Origin of the sequence: Methylobacterium sp. WL6, assembly GCF_008040095.1 — a bacterium.
Lineage (GTDB): Bacteria > Pseudomonadota > Alphaproteobacteria > Rhizobiales > Beijerinckiaceae > Methylobacterium.
The window spans coordinates 1-13169 of record NZ_VRVH01000025.1 but is presented as its reverse complement, the minus strand read 5'-3'; the positions used below and the strand labels follow the sequence as shown (position 1 = coordinate 13169).

19 protein-coding genes are annotated in these 13169 nt (G+C 72.8%); 12 read left to right on the top strand and 7 right to left on the bottom strand.

The window, feature by feature from the left end:
• The first annotated feature begins 229 nt into the window (after window positions 1–229).
• Window positions 230–934, top strand: a complete 705-nt coding sequence (locus FV230_RS06110; protein ID WP_187275408.1) for a hypothetical protein — start codon at window positions 230–232, stop codon at window positions 932–934.
• A gap of 469 nt (window positions 935–1403) precedes the next feature.
• Here FV230_RS06110 and FV230_RS06105 read toward each other — a convergent pair whose 3' ends face one another.
• Together FV230_RS06105 and FV230_RS06100 are read right to left on the bottom strand one after the other, a co-directional pair.
• Window positions 1404–1715 carry a hypothetical protein gene (locus FV230_RS06105; protein ID WP_147841684.1) on the bottom strand — a complete coding sequence of 104 codons (312 nt, stop codon included), beginning with the start codon at window positions 1713–1715 and terminating at the stop codon, window positions 1404–1406.
• Between the two features lie 171 nt (window positions 1716–1886).
• A complete protein-coding gene (locus tag FV230_RS06100; RefSeq protein WP_147841683.1) occupies window positions 1887–2957 on the bottom strand; it encodes a UV damage endonuclease UvsE in 1071 nt (356 codons plus the stop codon).
• A gap of 184 nt (window positions 2958–3141) precedes the next feature.
• Between FV230_RS06100 and FV230_RS06095 the strand changes: the two genes are divergently transcribed.
• The 6 genes from FV230_RS06095 to FV230_RS06075 all read left to right on the top strand — a co-directional run bounded on the left by FV230_RS06095 (window position 3142) and on the right by FV230_RS06075 (window position 7561).
• Entirely contained in the window at window positions 3142–3387 is a 246-nt protein-coding gene (locus FV230_RS06095; RefSeq protein WP_147729921.1) for a 3',5'-cyclic-nucleotide phosphodiesterase, read from the top strand.
• Between the two features lie 171 nt (window positions 3388–3558).
• Window positions 3559–3801, top strand: a complete 243-nt coding sequence (locus tag FV230_RS06090) for a hypothetical protein (RefSeq protein WP_147841682.1) — start codon at window positions 3559–3561, stop codon at window positions 3799–3801.
• Window positions 3795–3947 (top strand): hypothetical protein, encoded by a 153-nt coding sequence (locus FV230_RS29405; RefSeq protein WP_187274723.1) that lies wholly within the window; start codon window positions 3795–3797, stop codon window positions 3945–3947. Before FV230_RS06090 ends, FV230_RS29405 begins: the two co-directional genes overlap by 7 nt.
• Window positions 3948–4167: 220 nt before the next feature.
• The gene (locus tag FV230_RS06085) at window positions 4168–6051 is read left to right on the top strand and encodes an MHYT domain-containing protein (protein ID WP_147841681.1); all 1884 of its coding nucleotides are present in this window, start codon (window positions 4168–4170) and stop codon (window positions 6049–6051) included.
• 14 nt (window positions 6052–6065) lie between these two features.
• Window positions 6066–6500: a response regulator gene (locus FV230_RS06080; protein ID WP_147728927.1), complete on the top strand. Its 435-nt coding sequence runs from the start codon at window positions 6066–6068 to the stop codon at window positions 6498–6500.
• Window positions 6497–7561, top strand: coding sequence for a response regulator (locus FV230_RS06075; protein WP_147841680.1), 1065 nt, complete (start codon window positions 6497–6499; stop codon window positions 7559–7561). Before FV230_RS06080 ends, FV230_RS06075 begins: the two co-directional genes overlap by 4 nt.
• A 29-nt stretch (window positions 7562–7590) precedes the next feature.
• Here FV230_RS06075 and FV230_RS06070 read toward each other — a convergent pair whose 3' ends face one another.
• The 5 genes from FV230_RS06070 to FV230_RS06050 form a co-directional block, all read right to left on the bottom strand.
• A complete protein-coding gene (locus FV230_RS06070; RefSeq protein ID WP_147841679.1) occupies window positions 7591–8319 on the bottom strand; it encodes a hypothetical protein in 729 nt (242 codons plus the stop codon).
• A gap of 99 nt (window positions 8320–8418) precedes the next feature.
• Complete coding sequence (locus FV230_RS06065; RefSeq protein ID WP_147841678.1) at window positions 8419–8796, bottom strand: phage holin family protein; 378 nt, start codon at window positions 8794–8796, stop codon at window positions 8419–8421.
• A 105-nt stretch (window positions 8797–8901) separates the two neighbouring features.
• The gene (locus FV230_RS06060) at window positions 8902–9153 is read right to left on the bottom strand and encodes a hypothetical protein (RefSeq protein ID WP_147728751.1); all 252 of its coding nucleotides are present in this window, start codon (window positions 9151–9153) and stop codon (window positions 8902–8904) included.
• A 127-nt stretch (window positions 9154–9280) separates the two neighbouring features.
• Window positions 9281–10099: a trypsin-like serine protease gene (locus FV230_RS06055; RefSeq protein WP_246694756.1), complete on the bottom strand. Its 819-nt coding sequence runs from the start codon at window positions 10097–10099 to the stop codon at window positions 9281–9283.
• Between the two features lie 79 nt (window positions 10100–10178).
• Window positions 10179–10430, bottom strand: a complete 252-nt coding sequence (locus tag FV230_RS06050) for a hypothetical protein (protein ID WP_147728750.1) — start codon at window positions 10428–10430, stop codon at window positions 10179–10181.
• Window positions 10431–10605: 175 nt separating this feature from the next.
• Between FV230_RS06050 and FV230_RS06045 the strand changes: the two genes are divergently transcribed.
• From FV230_RS06045 to FV230_RS06025, 5 genes are all read left to right on the top strand, one after another.
• Window positions 10606–11337 (top strand): LuxR family transcriptional regulator, encoded by a 732-nt coding sequence (locus tag FV230_RS06045; RefSeq protein ID WP_147728749.1) that lies wholly within the window; start codon window positions 10606–10608, stop codon window positions 11335–11337.
• Window positions 11338–11534: 197 nt separating this feature from the next.
• On the top strand, window positions 11535–12167 hold the full coding sequence (locus FV230_RS06040) for an acyl-homoserine-lactone synthase (RefSeq protein WP_147841676.1): 633 nt from the start codon (window positions 11535–11537) through the stop codon (window positions 12165–12167).
• A gap of 61 nt (window positions 12168–12228) precedes the next feature.
• Window positions 12229–12423 (top strand): hypothetical protein, encoded by a 195-nt coding sequence (locus FV230_RS06035; protein WP_147728747.1) that lies wholly within the window; start codon window positions 12229–12231, stop codon window positions 12421–12423.
• Window positions 12424–12625: 202 nt separating this feature from the next.
• Window positions 12626–12835 (top strand): hypothetical protein, encoded by a 210-nt coding sequence (locus FV230_RS06030; protein WP_243933238.1) that lies wholly within the window; start codon window positions 12626–12628, stop codon window positions 12833–12835.
• Between the two features lie 52 nt (window positions 12836–12887).
• Window positions 12888–13169, top strand: a 282-nt coding sequence (locus tag FV230_RS06025) for a catalase (protein WP_147841675.1), incomplete at its 3' end; no start/stop codon positions are given.

Sequence of the window (13169 nt, the reverse complement as noted above, 5' to 3'; positions counted from 1 at the left end):
GGAGCACCAACCATCCGGTCGGCCCCGCGCGACGCTTCGCCCGGCCTCGTCTCGCACATCGGCGCCGATCCGCCTTCCCGATCGCCCGATGCCGGCCGATCGGCACGACGGGCGGCCTGCTCCCCGTCGATATCGGCCACCATGTCGGGATCGCCGTCATGCAGGCCGCGATCCGCGTGCGCGACGACCGCGTTTCCCGCGCGTCCCCATTCCATGCCGAAAGATCCGCATGACCATGACCGATCCGACGCCGGCCAGCCTGCGCGACGCGATGGCCTGCACCCTCTACGAGCACGACAGTGCGGAGATCGCCGGTGCGCCGCCCTGGATCGGCGATCGCCTGGACCGCGAGCATCCCGGGCTGCGCGCGCGCTATCTCGGGCGCGCCGATGCCCTCTTGGGCGGCCCCATCGCCGGGTTGCTCGCCCTGTTGGCGCGCCAGGGCGAGGAACGCCGGATGGTCGAGGAGGAGGTGAACGTCCTGCGCCGCCAGCGCATGGGTCCGGAGCGCGAGCGCGAACTGCTGGAAGCCAACAACCGGATGCTCGAGCGCGCCCGGGCCTCCGCGGCCGCCCAGGCCGCTGCGGAGGCGGCCCTGCCCCTGATGCAGCGCGAGCGCGACGTCGCGCGGGAAGCGGAGACCTTCTGGCAGCAATTCGCCTTCGACGCCGACGATCTGGCCACGCAGCGCCTGGTGAAGCTCACCGCGGAGCGGAACGCAGCCGAGCGCATCGCCATTCTCGAGCGCGCCCAGCGTGAACGGGTCGAGACCGCCCTGCGGCTGTTCGCGGATCGGGCCGACACGATGCCGAAGGAGGGCTGGGTCTCGGATCTGGCCGGGATGAACCGCGACATGCCGCTGTGGTGGTTCCATGCCGCGCGCGTCGCCCTGGAGCGGGCGGAGCCGAAGGCGGCGGACGATCATCCGCGGTGACGCAGGCCCCCGGCTGGGATCGGGTCGATGGCCGAGACCCGCGCCCTCTCCGTTGATGACGATCGCTCGGGTCGGCCGCTGCGAGGGTCGTCATGCGTGAAGCCGCCGGCACGCCGGGGTGCGGAACCTCCGCGAGCGTCCGGGCGCCAGGTGCCGGAAACTCGATCCCCCATCTGGAGGATGACGGCCGGTCCTGACTCGTTTACGCAGGAGGCCCGAGATCACCTTGGCCCGGCCGGAGACTTCCGCGCCGGGCCTTTTTGCGCCCCCGCCGTGCTCTCCCGGCCCCCGGTCGGAGCACGGGCGACGGCCGGAGCGTCAGCGGATTCCGCGGGGGACCGGGCCGTCGCGCCTCGCGGACGCACCGTCCTTCCCCGCGGCAAGGCCCTGGCGGCAAGGCCCTGGCGGCAAGGCCCTCGCGGCGAGGCGGGAACGGACGCGGCGCCGGGCCCGGTCCCGGCACGCCGCGTCAGCGTCTCAGGTCGGCGGTCCGCTTCCGGGCCGACGGGGCGGCGTTCCGGTTCTGCGCCTCGTCCATCACGTCGCCGATCTTGTCGCCGACCGCGATCACGATCGCCGTCGAGGCGGCGCCCTCGGCGGTCTCGGAATGGAAGCGGCCGAGGGTGTCGGTGAGGCGCTGCTCGATGGTGCTCAGCACCGTCCGCGCGGCCGCGGCGTTCGCGGTCATCATCACGCCGGCGAGGTCGCAATAGGCGTCGCGCAGCAGGTGGAACGCCAACCTGTCGACGGCCTGCGCGTCCTCCGGGCTCAGATCCTTCATGGGGTATCCCGTCGGCCTGCCGGCGGCGCAGGCATCGCTTCAAACACAGGGCTTCGCTGCGAACAGCCCATCGCTTCGAACAGGGCATCGCCTCGAACGCGGCCACGGTCTCGAACGGACGACCTTCGATCGGCCGCCCGATGCCGCCCTGCAACCGGTACGCCTGTGCGGCTAGGAAGGGAATGCGCCGGCTCCTCCGTCGCGGAATTCCGCCGCGAGGGCGTCGGAGGCCAGGTTCTTGGACTTCGCCTCGATCTCGAAATCCGCCCATTCCATGTGGCGCCCGACCAGGGCGTTCAGGGCCCTGTTCCACATCATGTCCGAGTGGGCGGCGAGGTCGCGCCAGGAATGCCCGGCCTCGGTCAGCGCGGCGAAGTCGGGCAGCGCGTCGCGGTCGTGCTCCGGCAGCACCGTCTCGCGCGAGACGCTGACATGGGCGAGCGGCCGCACCCCGCGCCAGGACGCGCGCACGCGCTCGACCCGCGGATCCTCCGGCGCGATGTACTCGCCGCGGCTCTCGACCCAGTGATGATGCAGGTCGAGCACCACCGGCACGCTGTCGGCGAGCGCCAGCACCGCGTCGAGCCCGAAGGCGTTCTCGTCGTTCTCGACGGTGATGAGGTCGCGCGCCGTCTGCGACAGGCGCGGCAGGGCGGCGCGGAAGCCGTCGGTGCCGGGGTCGCGGGCGCCGACATGGATGTTGATGTGGGCCCCGTGCGGGTGCCAGCCGCCGCCGTAGCCCAGCAGCGCCATCAGCTCGGCGTGATACTCGAACTCGGCGATGCCGTTCTCGGACGCCGCCGGGTTGCGCGAGGCGATCACGCAGAACGGGCCGGGATGGAAGCTGAGGCGTATGCCGGCCGCACGCGCCGCCGCGCCGCAGCGGGCGAGGCCTGCCTCCACGAGGCGGCGCATCTCGGGCTCGGCGTAGATGTCGCGCGCCACGGGATGGGTGTAGCCCGGCAGGACGTTGCTCGCCATGCGCAGCAGGCGCGCGATCGGCGGCCGCCCGGCGACCCAGGCGATCTGGCGCTCCAGCGCCCCGAGGTTGTGGCGGACCAGATTCTCGATCTTCGCGCGCCGCGCCGCCGGAGCCAGCGCCGTCAGCGAGGCCATGGTCGCGTTGGTGAGGTTCATCTGAAGCGCCGCCTCCCGGGCGGCCTTCAGGGTCTTGAAGCCCTCCGGCGGCGGCGTGAGCACGAACTTGCAGCAGAATCCGAGGCGGGGCGCATCATCGATCATGGGTCGAGAACGCCGTGCGCTCGGTTTCGTCCCACGCCGTCGACGCGCGACCGCCGCAGGGAGGGTCGATGCCGCAGGCGCCCGGCCGGGGAAGACGGAGCCGTTTCGCGCGGTCCGGCGTTCCCTGCACGGTTCGTCGACCCGAACAGGTCCGCGACCCGCCACATCCTCTCAGCTGGAAGCCATGATGCGCGTCGCCCCGCTCGCCTTCGTCCTCGCCCTCGCGGCCGTCCCGGCTCTCGCCGCGCCCACGTCCACGCGCGGCAACGCGGACCTGAAGAAGTACTGCACCGGGGACGCGCTGAAGCTCTGCGGCGACATCGATCCGGACGATCCGGCGATGGATGCGTGCTTCAAGAAGAACCGCGGCGCGCTGACGGAGAACTGCCGCCGGGCGATCGACGCCTACGCGGGCTCCGGCGGCAAGTAAGGGCAGGTCCGGTCGAGTTCGGGCACGCCGAGCCGGGCTGCCCCGGGACCCGTGAGGGCGCCCCGTCGCGGGCGTCCGGCGGCCGGGGTGCGGGTCCTGCGTCATCCGGCCGTCACGGTGGCCGCCTAAGCGGGCGCCCTCGCCGCGCCGACGGCATCGTGTCCCGAAACCATGCCCGAGCATCTCTGCCTCGACCCGCACGACCCGTATGCGCAGCGCGAGGTCCGGGTCGCGTTCGAGCGCGTCGGATCGGGCTTCCGCCTGATCGCGGCGATCGACGACAGCGACGACGACATCCTGCCCGACCTGATCGACGCGCAGCGCGACGACCTGCTCCGCGAGATCTCCCAGGCGGACCCGCGCGCCGCCGACTGCGTCCCCCCGCCCGACACCCGGCCGTCGGCGTCGTGCTGAGGCTCGGCCGCCTCGACGATGCGGACGAGCTCGCGGCGTCGCCGCTCGGGTTGCGCGGGCGCACGAGCCGGATGCCGGCCTACATCGCCGCGAGCGTCCTTCTCGTCCTCGTCTCGGACCTGCTGATCCAGTTGCTCCTGGCCTGACCGACGCGCGGAAGCCCGCCGGCGGCCGTCGCGTCGGGCGGTCCCCGGCACCCCCGCAGCGAAAGCCGTCCGCACGCGAGGTGCTCTTTCGCCAAACCGGGATTCCCTTCGGGCCAAAGCCCACTAAGGTCGCGCGAGCCGCGAGCGCGCTGGCCGACCCGAGCCGTGCGGCGACGGCCGCGACCCGCCTCGCGCGAATGTCCCCGTCACCGGTCGCGCCATGGTCCATACCGGCTACAATCCCGCCCTCGTCGCCCTGTCCCTGGCGATCGCGGTGTTCGCCTCCTACACCGCCCTCGACCTCGCCGGGCGGATGCGCGGCGCCGCCCGCGGTCCGCGCTGGGCCTGGGTCGCCGGGGCCGCCCTGGCGATGGGCGGCGGCATCTGGTCGATGCACTTCGTCGGCATGCTCGCCTTCGAGATGGGCATGCCGGCCGCCTACGACCTCACGCTCACCCTCGCCTCCCTGCTGATCGCGGTCGGCGCCACCGGCGCGGCCTTCGTCCTGATCAGCCGTCCGGGTGCGGGCCCGCGCGAGGTCCTCGTCGGCGGTCCGCTGATGGGGGTCGGCGTCGCGGGCATGCACTATACCGGCATGGCGGCGATGCGGGTGCCCGGCAATCTCGCCTACAGCTGGCCCGTGGTCGCGCTCTCGGTGGCGATCGCCGTCACCGCCGCGACGGCCGCCTTGTGGCTGACCTTGCGCCGGCACGGCGTCTGGCAGAAGCTGTCCGCCGCGTTCGTGATGGGCCTCGCGGTCGCCGGGATGCACTACACCGGGATGGCGGCGGCGACGTTCACGGCGGAGGCCGCCGGCGCCCACGCCGCCCATGCCGGCGGCGTCGGCGCGGGCCAGCAGAACCTCGCCCTCTCGGTCGGCGGCGCGACCTTCCTGATCCTCTTCCTCGCCATGCTGGCCTCGTCCGTCGACCAGCAGCGGGTCCAGCGCGATCTGCAGGCCAGCGAAGCGCGGTTCCGCGCCGCCGTCCAGGCGGTGCGCGGCGTGCTCTGGACCAACGACGCCGCCGGCCGGATGGTCGGCGAGCAGCCCGGCTGGGCGGCGCTGACGGGCCAGGCGCCCGAGGCCTATGCCGGCTTCGGCTGGGCGAGCGCCGTGCACCCCGACGACGTGCAGCCGAGCATCGCGGCCTGGAACGCGACGGTGGCCGCGCGCCGGCCCTTCGTGCACGAGCACCGGGTCCGCGCCCGCGACGGCAACTGGCGTCACTTCGCGATCCGCGCCGTGCCGGTCCTCGACGACCGCGGCGCGATCACCGAGTGGGTCGGCGTGCACACCGACATCACCGAGCAGCGCGAGGCCGAAGGCGAGCTGCGGGAATCCAACGAGGAGCTCCAGCGCTACGCCTACATCGTCAGCCACGACCTGCGCTCGCCGCTGGTCAACGTCATGGGCTTCACCTCCGAGCTGGAGGAGGCCCGCCCCGAGATCCGCCGGGCGCTGGGGGACCACCCGGAGGCCGAGCGGATCGACGCCGATCTCGGCGAGGCGCTGGGCTTCATCCGGGCCGCCGTGACCCGGATGGAGGGGCTGATCGCCGCCATCCTGAAGCTCTCGCGCGAGGGGCGGCGCAGCTTCGCGCCCGAATCCCTCGACCTGACGCGCCTCCTGCGGTCGCTGGTCGACGCGCAGCGCCACCAGATCGAGACCGCCGGCGCGACGGTGGAGGTCGCCCCCGACCTGCCGACCATCGTCGCGGACCGGCTGGCGGTCGAGCAGGTCCTCGGCAACCTGATCGACAACGCTGTGAAGTACCTCGACCCGGCCCGGCCCGGGCGGATCACGATCGCCGCACGGTCGGTGGGCGGCAACCGCGTGCGCATCGCCGTCGCCGACAACGGCCGCGGCATCGCCCCGCGCGACCACGCCCGCGTGTTCGAGCTGTTCCGCCGCTCCGGGGTCCAGGACCGGCCGGGCGAGGGGATCGGGCTCGCGCACGTCAAGGCGCTGGTGCGGTCGCTCGGCGGACGCATCGACCTCGCCTCGGCGCTGGGCGCGGGCACCACCTTCGAGGTGACGCTGCCGCGCGAGGCCGCTACAGGTCGTGAGGCACACGGCGCCCCGACGACGCTGGCCGCGGAATGACCCTGGAGGCCGCCATGAACGCCGTCAGCATCGTGATGATCGAGGACGACGACGGCCATGCCCGGCTGATCGAGCGGAACATCCGCCGCGCCGGCGTGAACAACGAGATCATCCCCTTCCGCGACGGCACCTCGGCCCTGGCCTTCCTGCTCGGGCCGGACGGCTCGGGCGAGGCCAGCGCCCGGCGCCACCTGCTGATCCTGCTCGACCTCAACCTGCCGGACATGACCGGGATCGACATCCTGGAGAAGGTGAAGGCCAACCCGCACACCAAGCGCTCGCCGGTCGTGGTCCTGACCACCACCGACGACAGCCGCGAGGTGCAGCGCTGCTACGATCTCGGCGCCAACGTCTACATCACCAAGCCGGTGAACTACGAAGGCTTCGCGAACGCCATCCGCCAGCTCGGCCTGTTCTTCTCGGTGATCCAGGTGCCCGAGAATCCATGACCGGCCCTCCCCCCGCCGCGGCCGACCCGGCCGGCACGGCCCGCATCCTCTACATCGACGACGACCCCGGGCTCGCGCGCCTGGTCCAGCGCGCGCTCGGCGCGCGCGGCTACGTGGTCGAGCTCGCCGCCAGCGGCGATGCCGGGCTGGAGCGGCTGGCGCGGGGCGGGATCGACGTCGTCGCCCTCGACCACCACATGCCCGGGCAGACTGGGCTCGACGTGCTTCCGGCGATCCGCGCCCTGCCCGACGCGCCGCCGGTGGTCTACGTCACCGGCTCCGAGGACAGCCGGGTCGCCGTCGCCGCGCTGAAGGCCGGCGCGGTCGACTACGTCTGGAAGGACGTGCAGGGCCAGTTCCGCGAGCTGCTCGGCGGCGCCGTCGACACCGCCCTGCGCCAGGAGGCCCTGCGCCGCGACAAGGAACGCGCCGAGGCGGAGGTCCGCGCGGCGCGCGACCACGCCGTGATGCTGCTGCGCGAGGTCAACCACCGGGTCGCCAACTCCCTCGCCCTGGTGGCGGCGCTGACGCACATGCAGACCAGCGCCGTCTCGGACCCGGCCGCGAAGGCGGCGCTCGAGGAGATGCAGGCGCGGATCTCGGCCATCGCCGGCATCCACCGCCGTCTCTACACCTCCGACGACGTCGAGGCGGTCGAGCTCGACGCCTATCTCGCCAGCCTCGTCGAGGAGCTGCAGGCGGCGATGCGGGCCTCGGGGCGCGATCACGCCATCCGGCTGAGCGCCGACCCGGTGCGGCTGGCCACCGACAAGGCGGTCTCCGTCGGGGTGGTTGTGACCGAGCTGGTGACCAACGCCTACAAGTACGCCTACCCGGTGAATGCGGCCGGCGAGATCCGGGTCGAGCTCCGGCGCCGGGCCGAGGACACCCTCGAGCTCGCCGTCGAGGATGACGGGATCGGCTGGACGGGCGAGGGACGGCCGCGCGGCACGGGCCTCGGCTCGCGCATCATCCGGGCGATGGCGACGAACCTGCGCTCGGGCCTGTGCTACGTGCCCGACCGCATCGGCACCCGGGTCGTGCTGTCGTTTCGGGCCTGACGGCCCCGTTTTCGCGCGGATCGGATCCTCTAGGCGGCCGGGTCCGGCACGGCATCGGCGCGGACAGGGGGCGCCGCCGCCGGCCCCGTCCGGGTGGCGAGCCACAGGACGTTCCGCGGCCCCTCCCCGCTGGCACGCGAGCGCACCCGGACCTCCTCGACGGAGAAGCCCGAGCGGGCGAGCCGCGCCTTGAACTTGCGGTCCGGCCGGCCGGACCAGACGCCGAGGATGCCGCCCAGGCGCAGGGCGTAATGGGCGCGCTTCAGGCCCCAGCCGTCGTACAGGCGGTTGTTCTCGCCCCGGACCATGCCCTCGGGGCCGTTGTCGACGTCGAGCAGGATCGCGTCGAACGCCGCCGGGCCGGACTGGATCAGGCGGTTCACGTCCGCCTCGTGCAGGGCCAGCCGGGGATCGTCGAGGCTGCCGTCGAACAGGTGCGCCAGGGGCCCGCGCGCCCACGCCACCACCGCGGGCACGAGCTCGGCGACGACGATCTCCGCCTCCGGCCCGAAGGCGCCGAGCGCCGCGCGCAGGGTGAAGCCCATGCCGAGGCCGCCGATCAGCACGCGCGCCTTCGGCCGGTCCCGAAGCCGCGCCGCGACGAGGGTCGCCAGCGCCCGCTCGGATTCGCAGTGCCGGTCGCGCATTAGGTCCTGGTTGCCGACCGTGATCGCGAAGGCGTCGCCCTGCCGCATCAGGCGCAGGGTGGTCTTCTCGCCGGGCACGAGACCGGTGTCGACATGGACCCAAGACGTCACGGATGTCCTCCCGCCGTCGGGCGGCGTGGCTGCAGGAACGCCCCTGTACCAGCGGTTCGAGGGCGCCGCGAGGGGCGTGATCCAGGGCCTCGCGCCGCGTCAGGCGCCGGCCGCGAGCGTGGCCCGTCCGCGGGCCTTCGGGCGCTCGATCCGGGTGGCGCGCGCGATGCGGCGCAGGCCGAACGACGCCAGCAGGCCGGCGGCGACCAGGAACGGGCTCGCGACGATCAGCGCGGCCACGACCTCGGAGCCGATCAGCGCCGCGAGCGCCTTCACCATCGCGTCGAGGAAGACGAAGAACGCCGCGACGAGCAGCACGAGGATCGTTCCCAGGAGCGCGAACAGGCCGATCAGCGCCCGGAGGTTGCCGTCGATCTCGGTCCGCGCAAGGTCGAGGGTCCGCCCGACCAGGCGCCCGCTCTCGCGCAGGATCCCGAGGGTCAGCGCGAAGGTGCTCTCGGGGGTGCGATCCTGCATCGAGCGGTGCCGTCGTCCAGAAGGGGGCCGGGAGCGGTGCACCAGTTCGGCGCGGCTACCAACCCCGGATGCGACCGGGCGTTCCCGGATGGCGGCGGCCGCCGGTCAGCGCGGCGTGATCGGCGGCGCGAGCGCGCGCTCGCACGCGTCCCGGATCAGCAGCCCCGCGATCCGTCCCGCATCCCAGACGCCCATCAGGACGGCGTGGATCGCACCGGCGGCCAGGAGGAACGCGGCGACCGCGCAGAGGGGAAGGCTCAGGAGGAGCCCGATCACCAGGCGGGCCGCGACGCGCTCGGCGAGGCGGCGTTCGAGCCGCGCCCCCGGGGCGAGGTCGAGCAGGCGTTCGTAGAGCATGGGAAGCCCGCACGATCGAGAATGGGCGGAACTCGGCACGACGGCGACGCAGGCACGCTGTGCCGGTTCAACATCGGCACGGGCCCGGCGTTGCATCGGACGATGCGAAAAACCCCGGGGCGCGGCGTCAGCGCATCCCGCTGCTGGTGAAGACCTGCGCCGCCGGCGCGATCACGACGAGGCTCCCGCACGGGGCCTGCCGCGACAGCACCGCGCTCGCCACGCCCCAGACGAACACGCCGCGCCGGTCCTGCCCCACCACGGGGCCGCCGGAATCGCCGAAGCAGACGCGGCCGCCGTTCACGCGGGCGATCGTCAGCCCGGTGCTCGACGCGGCGACGGGCGTCAGGATCGCGGTGCGCAGCCGGCCGACCACCCGGCCCGACACGCCGGTCCCGGCGACCCGCAGGCTCCTCGGCACCCGGCTCGGGTCGGTGGCGAGCGGCACCGGCACGCGGTCGCGCACCGGCTCGGCGAGGCGCAGCACGGCGAGGTCGAGCGAGAGGCTGTTCAGGTCGACGTCGACGACGTTCGAGGTCATCTGACCGGGATCCGGGCTGTAGCGCGCGATCACCCGGGCGGTGCGGACCGGCTTCACCGGCTCGCTGCCGCGGAAGAACACCACGAGCGAGCCGAGCGGATCGCCGTTGACGCAATGGGCCGCCGTGAGGATCAGGTCGGGTGCGATCAGGACGCCGGTGCAGCGCGAGAGGTGCAGGCCGTCCTCGGGCGCGGTCACGGTCCCGAGCCCGACGGTGGCCTGCGCGAGCGCATCGCCCGACCGGCCCGCGGCACCGCCCTCGAGCGCCGCGGCCGGCGCGCTCCCCGAAGCGAGCGCGAGAAGCGGAACGGCGAGACGTGAGGCAAGGTGACGCAGGGCGGGGCGAATGCCCGCTCGAGACGGGGTCGAAATTCGGGACACGCGGGCCTCGGGGGTGTGGAACACGCCGTCCAGAGATCATCCGGGCGCGCCGGAGGGCAATCGGGCGCGAGGACGCGGGGGCCGCCGCGCCGTCCTGCGGCTCTCAGGAGTCGCGGCGCGTATCGTCCTTCGCCTCGAGGTCCTTGAGCATGGCGATCACCGAGCGCCGAAGGTCCGGATCGCCGATCGATTGGAACAGGCGCAGCAACTCGGCGGGGTCCGCGTCGGAGCCCGGCGCGCCGGAACGCGGCGAGAGGAAGAACGCCGTGTCGACACGAAGGAGCTCCGCGATCTTCCCCAGCAGGATCCGCGCCCGTTCGGATCGGTCCGATCCGTTGTTCCGGCCGTCGTCCACGTCGGACTCCTCACGTCATGCGTCTCGTTATACAACCTAGAATAAACTTTCAATCCCCTATAAACAGGGCAGGATGGTGTCTGTCCAGCCGCATGGTGGGATGGCGACCCAGTTCGCGTACGGAAGACGACGGCCGGCTCCGTCGGACGGCTCCTGCGAAACGGCTGCGCAACACATGATCACGAAGGCGATCGACGTCACCTACGGCCTGTTCCAGGCGTTCGACCGGGCCGGCTCCGTCGGCGATCTGAATCGCACGCTGCTGTCCGCCGTGTCCAAGCTCGGCGTGGAGAGCACGTTCGCCGGCATCATCCCGATGCCCGGCACCAGCCGGCGCGACCAGGCGGCCCACGTCCTGCTCGACAGCACGCCGGCCGGCTGGACCGACCGCTACTTCAAGGCCGGCCACCTGTTCCGCGACCCGACCATCCAGCGCCTGACCACGGACCTGACCGCGTTCCGGTGGTCCGACATCGAGCCGGAATACCGCGCCGACGCGGCCGCCCGGCGGGTGATGGAGGAGGCCGGCGACTTCCGCCTGCGCCAGGGCTTCACCGTGCCGCTGATCACCCTCGACGGGCGCGTCGCGGGGTTCAGCTTCGGGGCCGAGCGGTTCGATCCCTCGCCGGAGCTGCGTGGCATGCTGCAGCTCGTGGCGAGCTACGCCTTCGGCCGCTCGATCGTGCTGAGCGAAGGGCCGCCGCGGCCGGAGGTCCGGCTGACGCCGCGCGAGCGCGAGGCCCTGCAATGGGCCGCCGACGGCAAGACCGAGTGGGAGATCGGCGAGCTGATGTCGATCTCCGAGCACGGCGCCGAGAAGCACCTGCGCTCGATCCGGACCAAGCTCGGGACCGCGAGCCGGACGCACGCCGTCGCGGAAGGATTCCGGCGCGGGTTCCTCAAGTAGGCGCCGCGCGCCTCCGACCTCGAAGACCGCTTCGTCGAAAGCATGCTTCGTCCGGCGTGGGCGCGCGCGGGGATGCTCGCGCGGATTGACCGGATCCAGTCAAGTTCCGCAGGTTCGCAGTCGAGAATGGTACGCGAACGCGTACTTTCGGACGAATACTTAGAGACGATACTGCCGGCCATCCAATGGAGGTCGCTTTGATCCATATCGTCACGCCCGAGAACATCGATCGTTACCGCGATGCCATGGAGCAGGCCTATCGCCTGCGTCATCAAGTCTTCGTCGAGGAGAAGGGCTGGCACGACCTCGCCAAGCCCGACGGACGCGAGATCGACCAGTTCGACGACGGCCACGCCGTCCACATGCTCGCGATGCAGGGCGACCGCGTCGTCGGCTACCAGCGCATGCTGCCGACCACCCGCCCCTACCTGCTCACCGAAGTCCTGCCGGAGCTCTGCGAGGTCCCCGCGCCCCGGAGCGCGCGGGTTTGGGAGTGGACCCGCTACGCCGTGCAGCGCGACGTGCGCGACCGCGGCCGCATCCTGAGCCCGGTCGGAAGCGCGCTCCTGGCCGGCATCGTCGAGTGGGGTCTCGAGAGCGGGATCGAGTCGATCGTCATCGAGATGAACCCGCTCTGGCTGCTGCGCCTCGTGCAGCTGCATTTCCGGGTGACCCCCCTCGGCCTGCCCTGCCGGATCGCCGGCGAGGACACCCTCGCCGTGGTCGCGGCCTTCGACGTGCGCACGCTCCGGCGCCTGCGCGAGACCCGCAACGACGCCGCCTCCGTGCTGACCGCGCGCCCCGCCCTGCCGCAGCGCCTGGCGAGCTGACCCCAACCGTTCCGGCGCGATGCCGCCGGACCCCGATCGACGCCAACCCGCGAACGAACCGATGACACGACAGACCCTTCCCGCTTCCACCGAACCCGACAACCCGATGGAGCGCCTCGCCGAGATCTGCATCGAGGCGCACGGCCTGATCGAGGAGGCCGGCACGCCGGAGATGAAGGCGACCCTCGAGGCTCTCCTCGTCCGGGTCGGCTTCGGCCTCGCCGAGCGCCTCGACCCGCAGCACCGCACGGCCTGACCGGCCGGCGAACGGAATCGACGCCGGCCGCGCCCGCTGCCGACCCGAACGGGTCGGCGGCGCGGCGCGGCCGGTCGTGCGCGCCGTCGCCGGCCGACTTGTCCACCGCTCATCCAACGACCCACCGGGATGGGAAACCGATCGGTAAGGGACGCCGCGCCACGGTGTCCCGCGACCAGCATTCGGGATCCGAAAGCCGATGATGACCAAGGACCAGCTCGCGACCGAGCTGAAGCGCATCGCGACGACGCAGATCAGCGACATCACGCGCGCGGTGAAGGAGGGCCAGAAGTCCATCGCCCTCAACGAGGTGCGGGACATGGCCCATCGCCTCGAGCGCCTGGCCGACGCCTTCCACCCGCGGCTCGCCGCGCCCGTGGACGCCGTCGACCCCGGCGCCCAGGCCGCTTGACGCCGTCGCACGGGCCCGCCGGCCCACCCAACCAGGAACGGGGCGTTCGATCATGATCCACGCGTTCTTCAACATCCGCCTCGACGACGCCTACCTGCCGGAGCGCACCGGGCAGCTCGTCCGGGACGCCGGCGAGGCGCGCGCGGTGGCGCGCACCATCATCCGCCGCCTCGTCGTCCAGCACGGCGGCGAGCCGCGCCTGCTGAACGCGGTGATGGCGGTCACCGACGCGGACGGCGCGTCCATCCTCGACCTGTCGTTCTTCGAGGCGCTCTACGTGCCCGTGGCGGCGCCCGAGCGGGCGGGGCCCGCGCGCCCGCGCGCCGACCTGCGC